Origin of the sequence: Mesorhizobium sp. M4A.F.Ca.ET.050.02.1.1 (assembly GCF_003997725.1) — a bacterium.
In the GTDB taxonomy this organism is placed as follows: Bacteria; Pseudomonadota; Alphaproteobacteria; order Rhizobiales; family Rhizobiaceae; genus Mesorhizobium.
Map to the genome: position 1 here is coordinate 1 of NZ_RZSG01000181.1, position 9,195 is coordinate 9,195.

The 9,195-nt window shown below is 64.3% G+C and carries 8 protein-coding genes and 1 pseudogene; 4 read left to right on the forward strand and 5 right to left on the reverse strand.

Annotated elements, in window-relative coordinates; translation table 11 throughout:
- On the reverse strand, window positions 1-843 hold an 843-nt coding region (locus tag EOA33_RS14510; protein WP_145989142.1), incomplete at its 3' end, for a cytochrome d ubiquinol oxidase subunit II.
- Window positions 844-1,110: 267 nt separating this feature from the next.
- Window positions 1,111-2,472: a cytochrome ubiquinol oxidase subunit I gene (locus tag EOA33_RS14520; protein ID WP_127405929.1), complete on the reverse strand. Its 1,362-nt coding sequence runs from the start codon at window positions 2,470-2,472 to the stop codon at window positions 1,111-1,113.
- Between the two features lie 224 nt (window positions 2,473-2,696).
- On the opposite strand from EOA33_RS14520, the gene EOA33_RS14525 reads away from it, so the two are divergent.
- A complete protein-coding gene (locus EOA33_RS14525; protein ID WP_127405930.1) occupies window positions 2,697-3,623 on the forward strand; it encodes an ABC transporter ATP-binding protein in 927 nt (308 codons plus the stop codon).
- A complete protein-coding gene (locus tag EOA33_RS14530; protein ID WP_127405931.1) occupies window positions 3,620-4,381 on the forward strand; it encodes an ABC transporter permease in 762 nt (253 codons plus the stop codon). Before EOA33_RS14525 ends, EOA33_RS14530 begins: the two co-directional genes overlap by 4 nt.
- Before the next feature lie 14 nt (window positions 4,382-4,395).
- Here EOA33_RS14530 and EOA33_RS14535 read toward each other — a convergent pair whose 3' ends face one another.
- Window positions 4,396-5,433 (reverse strand): phosphatidylglycerol lysyltransferase domain-containing protein, encoded by a 1,038-nt coding sequence (locus EOA33_RS14535; protein ID WP_127405932.1) that lies wholly within the window; start codon window positions 5,431-5,433, stop codon window positions 4,396-4,398.
- Between the two features lie 226 nt (window positions 5,434-5,659).
- Between EOA33_RS14535 and EOA33_RS14540 the strand changes: the two genes are divergently transcribed.
- Window positions 5,660-6,151: a MarR family transcriptional regulator gene (locus EOA33_RS14540; protein ID WP_127405935.1), complete on the forward strand. Its 492-nt coding sequence runs from the start codon at window positions 5,660-5,662 to the stop codon at window positions 6,149-6,151.
- A pseudogene (locus EOA33_RS14545) lies at window positions 6,148-6,827 on the forward strand (GNAT family N-acetyltransferase). Before EOA33_RS14540 ends, EOA33_RS14545 begins: the two are co-directional and overlap by 4 nt.
- Before the next feature lie 129 nt (window positions 6,828-6,956).
- On the opposite strand, the gene EOA33_RS14550 reads toward EOA33_RS14545, so the two are convergent.
- Both EOA33_RS14550 and EOA33_RS14555 read right to left on the reverse strand, forming a co-directional pair.
- Window positions 6,957-7,181: a hypothetical protein gene (locus EOA33_RS14550; RefSeq protein WP_127405933.1), complete on the reverse strand. Its 225-nt coding sequence runs from the start codon at window positions 7,179-7,181 to the stop codon at window positions 6,957-6,959.
- Between the two features lie 145 nt (window positions 7,182-7,326).
- Window positions 7,327-9,195: PhoX family phosphatase (locus tag EOA33_RS14555; RefSeq protein WP_145989143.1), on the reverse strand; the 1,869-nt coding region annotated here is incomplete at its 5' end.

A 9,195-nucleotide genomic window follows, 5' to 3' on the forward strand; every position in this document is an offset into this window, starting at 1 on the left:
GAAGGGGTAGAACGACCAGGCGAGCCCGGCGAAGCCGAGCGCGAAGATGGCGGCGAGCGTCAGGAACGGCGTCAGCGCATGGCGGTCGGCCGGCTTCGGCAGGTGGAAGGTCTGCCGCCACAGCCACAGGAACAAGAGTGCCGACAGGATGGGCAGCGGCGAGAGATAGAGTATCTCCGGAAAGAGGAACCATTTGTCGAAGATGCGCGGGCTGGCGAAGGGCGTGGCGAGCGACACCGCGACCATGCCGAGCGCCGCCAGCACCAGCGCGGTACGCAGCCAGCGCACCGCCTTGCGCTGCAACTCGCCCTCGGTCTTGTAGATAAGCCAGGCCGAGCCCATCGCCGCATAGGCGGCCGACAGGCAGAGCGCCACCAGCGCGCCGAAGGCAATGCCGCCGAGGCGGACATCGAGGCCGAGCACATAGACGCCCAGCATGTAGCCCTGCGCCAGCGAGGCGACGGCCGAGCCGAGGAAGAAGATGCGGTTCCAGCGATGCTTGCTGCCGGCCGGCACCTTGGCGCGGAAATCGAAGGCGACGCCACGCAGGATAAGGCCGACCAGGAGCACGAAGACCGGTATGTAGAGCGCGCTGAGGATGGTGCCGTGCGCCAGCGGGAAGGCGACGAGCAGCAGGCCGACGGCCAGCACCAGCCAGGTCTCGTTGGCGTCCCAGAACGGGCCGATAGCCGCGATCATCGTGTCCTGCTCGTGGTCGTCGGCGGCAGCGAACAGGATGCCGATGCCGAGGTCGAAGCCGTCGAGGATGACGTAGATCAGGATGGCGAGGCCCATCAGGCCGGCGAAGATCAGCGGGAGCGCGGTTGGCCAGTCATAGGTCATTTTCTTCTCCTCACGCGCCAGTCTCGATTTCCGAGGTCGGCGCCGCCCCTCATCCCCCTGCCGGGACCTTCTCCCCGTATGGTGACGGGGAGAAGGGGGCTGGCCGCAACAACAGCGTAGTTCCTGCAACGTCGGCGATTGGCGAAACCGGCGAGGGGAGCGCCCCTCTCCCCGTCCCTATACGGGGAGAGGATGCCGGCAGGCAGGTGAGGGGCAGCGCCAGCGTCCGGCGTCGAGTCAAGATTTCTTCGCAGTTCGACCACTGCCTCACTCCCCAGCGGCCGGCTGCGACATGGCCGCGTTCATGACGCCCGGCAGCGGCGAGGTGTCGCCATCCTTGGCCGCCTTCAGCGCCAGGTGCACCAGCACGCCGAGATAGGCGATCAGCAAAATCACGTAGAGGACGAGATAGACGGCAAGCGTCAGCGCGACATGGCTGCCGGCGACCGGGCCGACGGCATCGGCGGTCTTCAGGACGCCGGTGACCAGCCAGGGCTGGCGGCCGATCTCGGTGGTGTACCAGCCGGCCAGCGTCGCCACCCAGCCGGAGATCGTCATCGGCACCATCAGCAGCGCCAGCGGCTTCGGCAGGCTGTGGCGGCGCTTGAGGAAGAAGGCCGCCGACCAGGAGACGATCAGCATCAGGATGCCGGTGCCGACCATGATGCGAAAACCCCAGAACACCGGGAAGACCGGCGGGTGGTTGCCGGGATAGTCGTTCAGCCCCGGCACGACGCCGCTGGTGCTGTGCCTCAGCACGACGCTGGCGCCGTCGGGGATGGCGATCTCGAATTTGTTTTCCCTGGCCGCCTCGTCGGGCCAGGCAAAGAGCACCAGCGGCACGTTGGGGCCGGTGTTCCAGTTGGCCTCCATGGCGGCGATCTTCTGCGGCTGGTGCTCGAGCGTGTTCAGGCCGTGCTGGTCGCCGGCGAAGATCTGGACCGGGATCAGGATGGCGGCGGTGAAGACGCCGGTGCGCAGCGCCTTCCACATCGATTCCGAGCGGTCGCCGGTGAGATAGCGCAGCGCCGACAGGCCGGCGATGAGGAAGGAGACGGTCAGCCCCGAGGCGAGCAGCATGTGGACGAGCCGGTAAGGCATCGAAGGGTTGAAGACGATCGCCCACCAGTCGACGGCATGCGCCTTGCCGTCGCGCGTCTCGAAGCCGGCCGGCGTCTGCATCCAGGAATTGAGCGCGATGATCCAGAAGGCCGAGACGGTGGTGCCGCCGGCGACCAGTACGGTGGCCAGCGTGTGGATGCGGTTGGACACGCGGCGAAAGCCGAACAGCATGATGCCGAGGAAGGCCGCCTCGAGGAAGAAGGCGGTGAGGATCTCATAGGCCAGCAACGGGCCGGCGATGTTGCCGACGGTCTCCATGTAGCCCGGCCAGTTGGTGCCGAACTGGAAGCTCATGGTGACGCCCGAGACCACGCCCATGGCGAAGGACAAAGCGAACACCTTCACCCAGGTGAAATAGGCGCGCATCCAGGCGGAATCGCCGGTCCTGTTGTAACGCAGCTTGAAGAACAGCAGCACCCAGCCAAGTGCAATGGTGATTGCCGGAAACAGGATATGGAACGAAATATTCGCGCCGAACTGGATGCGCGACAGGATGAGCGGGTCCATGGGCGACTCCGGCTGCTGCTTATGGCTCACAGAATAGGGCGCTGACGCGGTCCGGTCAAAGCGGCGTGGCGCCACGCGGGGCGCGTTGTCGCAGCACTTTGGGGGAAAGCTTCAGGGGAATGATTGTCCAGAAATGTCAGGAGCGGCATTGACTTCCGGCTGAGCGCACCGACATTCAGCGCAATAAAATCCTCCCGCTCCTTTCAAGCAGCCGTTTTCAGACCATGCCGTCAATCATTTCCATCTCCGGGGTGACCAAGACCTACGCCACCGGTTTCAAGGCCTTGAAGGAAATCAACCTCGACATCGAGCGCGGCGAGATCTTCGCGCTGCTCGGGCCGAATGGTGCCGGCAAGACGACGCTGATCTCGATCGTCTGCGGCATCGTCAACCGCTCTTCCGGCACGGTCATGGTCGACGGCCACGACATTGCGCGCGACTACCGCGCCGCACGCAGCCTGATCGGGCTGGTGCCGCAGGAACTGACCATCGACGCCTTCGAGACCGTCTGGGCGACGGTCAACTACAGCCGCGGCCTGTTCGGCAGGCCGGCCAACCATGCCTTTGTCGAGAAGGTGCTGCGCGACCTTTCGCTGTGGGAGAAGAAGGACGCCAAGGCGATCACGCTGTCAGGCGGCATGAAGCGCCGGCTGATGATCGCCAAGGCGCTTTCACACGAGCCGCGCGTGCTGTTCCTCGACGAGCCAACGGCCGGCGTCGACGTCGAACTGCGCCAGGACATGTGGGCGATGGTGCGCCGGCTGCGCGAGGACGGCGTGACCATCATCCTCACAACGCATTACATCGAGGAAGCCGAGGCGATGGCCGACCGCGTCGGCGTCATCAACCGCGGCGAGATCGTGCTGGTCGACGACAAGGCCGAGCTGATGCGCAAGCTCGGCCGCAAGCGGCTGCTGCTGGAGCTGCGCAGTCCGCTCGGCGCGATACCGGAGAGTTTCTCGCGCTACGCGCTGGAACTGTCGCCCGACGGCGGACAATTGACCTACACCTACGACAACCAGAGCGACCGGCCGGGCGTCGCCTCGCTGATCCGCGACATCGAGGCGGCCGGCATTCAGTTCCGCGACATCGAGACGGAGAACAGCTCGCTGGAGGAGATCTTCGTCAATCTGTTGAGGCAAGAGCCATGAACCTTCGTGCGGTATGGGCGATCTACCGGGTGGAGATGGCGCGCGCGCTGCGCACCGTGCTGCAGAGCATCATCTCGCCGGTGCTGTCGACCTCGCTCTATTTCGTCGTCTTCGGCTCAGCCATCGGCTCGCGCATCACCGAGATCGACGGCATCAGCTACGGCGCCTTCATCGTGCCGGGGCTGATCATGCTGTCGCTGCTGACCCAGTCGATCTCGAACGCCTCCTTCGCCATCTACTTCCCGAAATTCGTCGGTTCGATCTACGAGCTGCTCTCGGCGCCGGTTTCCTACCTGGAGATCGTGCTGGCCTATGTCGGGGGTGCGGCGACCAAGTCCATCATCCTCGGCCTGATCATCCTGGCCACCGCTTCGCTGTTCGTGCCGCTCCATATCGAGCATCCGTTCTGGATGATCGCCTTCCTGGTGCTGACGGCGGTGACTTTCAGCCTGTTCGGCTTCATCATCGGCATCTGGGCGAAAAGCTTCGAGCAGTTGCAGCTGGTGCCGCTCTTGATCATCACGCCGCTGACTTTCCTCGGCGGCAGCTTCTATTCGATCAACATGCTGCCCGGCATTTGGCGCACGGTGACGCTGTTCAACCCGGTCGTCTACCTGATCAGCGGGTTCCGCTGGAGCTTTTACGGCAAGTCGGATGTCTCGGTTGGCATCAGCCTCGGCATGACTGTGGTGTTTTTGGCCGTCTGCATCGCGATCGTGGCCTGGATCTTCCGCACCGGCTATCGGTTGAGGAACTAATCGGCCGATCGGGGTCAGATGGCTTTCACCAGCCGCAGCAGACCGAGCATCTCGACCAAAGTCCCCTTGCGGAAGGCGACATAGGTCGGCTGTTCCTGGCCGTGGAAACGGCGTTTGAAGGCCGCCTGGCCCTGCAAATTGAACTTGGAGCGATTGACCCAGGCGGAGCCGTAGGCGCGCTGGAAGGTGCTGCGCCAGAAGCTCGATTCGGCAAAGCCGCTGGCTTCGATGTCGACCAGCGGCGACAGACCCAGCGTGACGACGGAGATGCCTTCCTCGCGAAAACGATCGACGGCGAACTTGGTCAGGCCGATCTCGGCGTGCGGCGTGGCGTCGATGTGCTTGCGCTTGAAGGCGGTGGTGTAGCCGATGACCTTGCCGTCGCTGAACAGCGGATCGAAATCGAGCAGGGCGACCAGCTCGCCATCCGGCCCATGCAGCACGAAACGGCGCATGTCGGTGCCGAGATGGTCGGCGAAGGGCCGGTTGAGGAAGCCCATCTCCCAGCGTTTGACGATACGTTCGCCGCGCCAGTTCTCCGACAGCCGGGCGATCTCGTCGAGGAAGATGTTGCGCCTGTCCTCCGCGAAGGAATAGCCCTTCTTCGAAAGCCAGCGTTCGGAATAGCGCACCGTCTCGTTGCGCTTGCCGGAGAAATCATGCGCGGGCAGGACGAGCCTGGTGTCGATGCCCAGGCGGTTGACCTGATAGCCGAGCCCGGCCAGCACCCGCGCGGTTTCGGCGCCGATCTGCACGAACCAGGGACCGCCGGCGGCCTCGACGAAGCGCCTGATATAGCCGAGGCGGTCAGACGGATGCACCACCGGATCGCCGAGCGCGAAATGGTGCTTCATCTTGGTGCCGAAGGCGATGTAGCCATCGCCGTCGCTGAAATAGGACAGTTTCTGCTGCACGGCGGTGGAATAGGCGAGCGAGAAGTCGCCATGCCGGCGCACCAGCTCCAGGCGCTCCAGATGCGACAGCTCGCGCCGCGGGACCTTGGGCGCGGCGCCTTCGAGAAGGCTGTCGATGTAGATGCGCAGGGAGGGCATTGGCCGGGCTTTCGCATGCCGAAAAAAGAGACCCGCCAGCCCACGGGCCTCGAATCAGTCGCTTGGCGCGACTGACTACCGATCATATCGCGCAACCGCCATATAGGATGCAACCGTCGCCGACAGAAGGGGAAATCTCGGTCGAATGAGCATCTTCGCCGCGGTGGCTTTTGACTTTCCATGCAGTGTTATATATCTTGTTATCATTTGTCGTGGACGGATGGCCATGGAAGACATCATGCGTTCCCTCGGCTTCCTGTGCCTTGGCAGCAGGCTGAAGCGCATCGGCGAGCAACTGCAGGCGGACACGCAGCGCGTGCTCGACCGCCTGGAGGTCCGGGTCCCGTCGAGCCAATATCCGCTGCTGGCAGCGCTCGACCGGCTGGGACCCTTGCCGGTCGGCGAGCTGGCGCAGTCGCTGGGGGTGGCGCAGCCGGGCGTCACGCGAAGCGTAGCGCAACTCGCAGTGTTGGGGCTGGTCGAAACCAGCCCGTCGAGCGACGATAAGCGCCGCAGGATCGTCTCCCTCAGCCGAAACGGCCGTCGGCTAGTCGACATCGCGAAGCGCGAGGTCTGGCCGCGCATCGAGGGCGCCGTCCAGGATCTGTGCGCCGATCTATCCGGGCCACTGCTCGAGCAACTGGCCGCCATCGAGGACGGCCTCGACGCAGCGCCGCTGCATCGTCGCATCAAGGAAGCCGAAGGCGCCGTGCCATGAAACACGTGCTCGACCGTCCCATCTGGAGCGCTCTCGCGACGCGGCATCAGGCCTTCGCGCAAGGCGACAACCTCGCCAGGCGATACATGCCGTCAATCGTTCCGTTCTCCGCGACGGCCGTGGACGACAAGGAAAGCCTTGAGGCGCTGGCCAAGCTTATTCCACCACGCGAAAGCTCCTTCGTGGTCCAGGCGGACGCAATCGTCCTGCCCGCGGCGCTCTGTGCGATTTCAACCGCGTCCCTGGTCCAGATGATTGCCGAGCATCCGGTGCAGGCCGTGTCGGACGAGCGCATACAAAGGCTGACGCAGGACGATGCCGCCGAGATGCTCGCCCTGGCAGCGCTCACCAGGCCCGGCCCATTCACGCTGGAGGCCTTGAGGCTCGGCGCTTTCTGGGGCGTGAAGATCGAAGGCAGGCTCGTTGCGATGGCAGGCGAGCGCATGAAGCAGCCCGGCTACACCGAGGTCAGCGGTGTGTGCTCGCATCCAGATTTCCGCGGCGGCGGTCTGGGAGGCTGCTGTCCCTGTTCGTGGCAAACCGGATCATGACGCGGGGCGAAATCCCCTATCTCCACGCTTATGCCAGCAATGTCGCGGCCATAGGACTTTACGAGTCCATCGGCTTCCGGTTGAGAAGCATGATGAACATGGCGGTGCTTCAGCACGCCGAATAGGGCCACGCGCGCGGCCATTGTCGCGGACCTAGAGCGTTTCACCGTTTCACGGAAACGGCGAACTGCTCTATCTCTTTGTTTTGACGCAATTCCGAACGGAAAACCGCTCACACTTTTCCTGGAATTGCTCTAGGCCGACCTTGGCTCAAGCCGCCGGAAACCGACGGCTTCCATCAGCATGTCCTCTTCGACCATGCCGGCATTGTGCAGGGCAAGCAGGGTCAGGGCGATTTCCCGCGCTTCGGCGGAATCGGGATGCGCTTGGCGCCGCTGGCAGGCCTCGTCAAAGACGCGCTGCAGCCTGGCGATGTCGGCAGGCCTGAGCAGGCCACGGTCATAAACAGACTTTGGCATGGCGGTCTCCTTACAAGGACCTAGGGCGCCACGCATAAATTGCCAATCTTTCCCGAAGCTTGACCGACACCTGAAATGGAAAGGAGGGATCTCGGGGTGCCGAGATCCCTCCAGCGCTTGTGCAGTCTCTGCGGACTGCCGTGTGTCAGACCGCGATCTTGCCGCCGCCCTGTTTGGTGATCGCGACCACCGACGGCCGGACCGGCATGTCGGGCTTGAAGTCGGGCCAGCGGGTCGACAGGTCCTCATAGTAGGAGGGGCGGCCGAAGGCTTCCCAGTCCTCGCCGCCGTCGCCCGGATGCTGGACGGCGACGAAGGCGGTCTGATCGTCCGGCGCGAACAGCGGGCCGCACATCTCGGCGCCGATCGGCACGCGGAAGAACAGTTTTGAGGTCGCCCGCGCGGCGCCCTCGGTGTCGACCGCCCACAGGCCGTCGGTACGGCCGGTGGCCTTCGGGCCCTGGCCGTCGGTGGCGACCCACAAGCGGCCGGCCGAATCGACGGCGCAATTGTCCGGCATGCCGAACCAGCCGTTGGCGGTGGTCGCGGTCGAGAAGGTGGCGCCGACGTCGGCCACCGAAGGATCGCCGCATTTCAGCATCACTTCCCACTTACCCTTGGCGGCAGTGAAGTCGCCGCCGTCCTCGACGATCTCGATGATATGCCCGAAGGCGTTCGCCGCGCGCGGATTGGCGGCGTCGACCTGTTCGGGCTTGCGCTTGGAATTGTTGGTCAGCATGACATAGACCTTGCCGTTGGCGCCGTTCGGCTGGATGTCCTCGGGACGGTCCATCTTGGTGGCGCCGAGCAGGTCGGCGGCGCGGCGCGTCTCGATCAGCACGTCGGCCTGGCCGGTAAAGCCATTCTCAGCGGTGAGCGGCCCCTGGCCGAACACGATCGGCATCCATTCGACGGTGCCATCCTCGGCGAATTTGGCGACATGCAGCGTGCCGTCGTCGAGCAGGTCCTTGTTGGCCGCGAGGTCGTTGGGATTGAATTTGCCCGTGGTGACAAATTTATAGACATAGTCGAAACGCTCGTCGTCGCCGAGATAGAAGACGACGCGGCCGTCCTTGGCGACGATCGATTCCGCGCCCTCATGCTTGAAGCGGCCCATGGCCGTGCGCTTGCGCGGCACCGAATTCGGATCATTGACGTCGACCTCGACGATCCAGCCGAAGCGGTTGGGCTCGTTCGGCTCCTTGGCAAGGTCGAAGCGGTCGTAATGCGTGCCCCATTCATAGGCGCCTTCCGGGATGCCGAGGCGCTTGTAGTTGGCCGCTTCCTTGTGGCCTTCCGGCAGCTCGCCGGTGAAATAGCCATGGATGTTCTCCTCGGCCATGACATAGGTGCCCCATGGGGTGACACCGCCGGCGCAATTGTTGAAGGTGCCGACGACCTTGGTGCCGGAGGGATCGGCGTTGGTCTTGAGGCGATCATGGCCGGCGGCCGGACCCGACAGCGCCATCTCGGTGTTGGAGGTGATCCGCCGGTTGAGCTTGCCGTCGCGCACCACCTGCCACTTGCCCCCGTCCTTGCGGATCTCGACGATGGTGCCGCCATGCGCCGCCATCTCGACATCGACCTGCTCCTTGCTGAGAGGCGCTGTCTCTGCGGCCTTCTTGCCGTCCTTGTCGACGATCTTGACGATGCCCGGGAACATCAGATGCGGGTTGGTGTATTCGTGGTTGACCACCAGCAGACCATGCTCGGCCGAGCCGTCGATCGGGATATAGCCGATATAGTCGTTGTTGTAGCCGAACTGTTTTGCCTGGGCCTCGGCCGACTGCTTTACCGGGTCGAATTCCGGCGAGTCGGCAAACAGCGGGTCGCCCCAGCGCAAGAGCACATCGGCGTTGTAACCCGGTGCGACATGGTGCTTGTCGTCGATGCCGGCCTCGAGCTCGTCGAACTTGAAAGCCGAGGCTTCTGCGGCGCGGGCATCGTCGGCGGCGACGAGCGCCAGCGGGCTGACCGTGGCGGCGATGGCCGAAACGGCCAGCGAGCCCTTCAG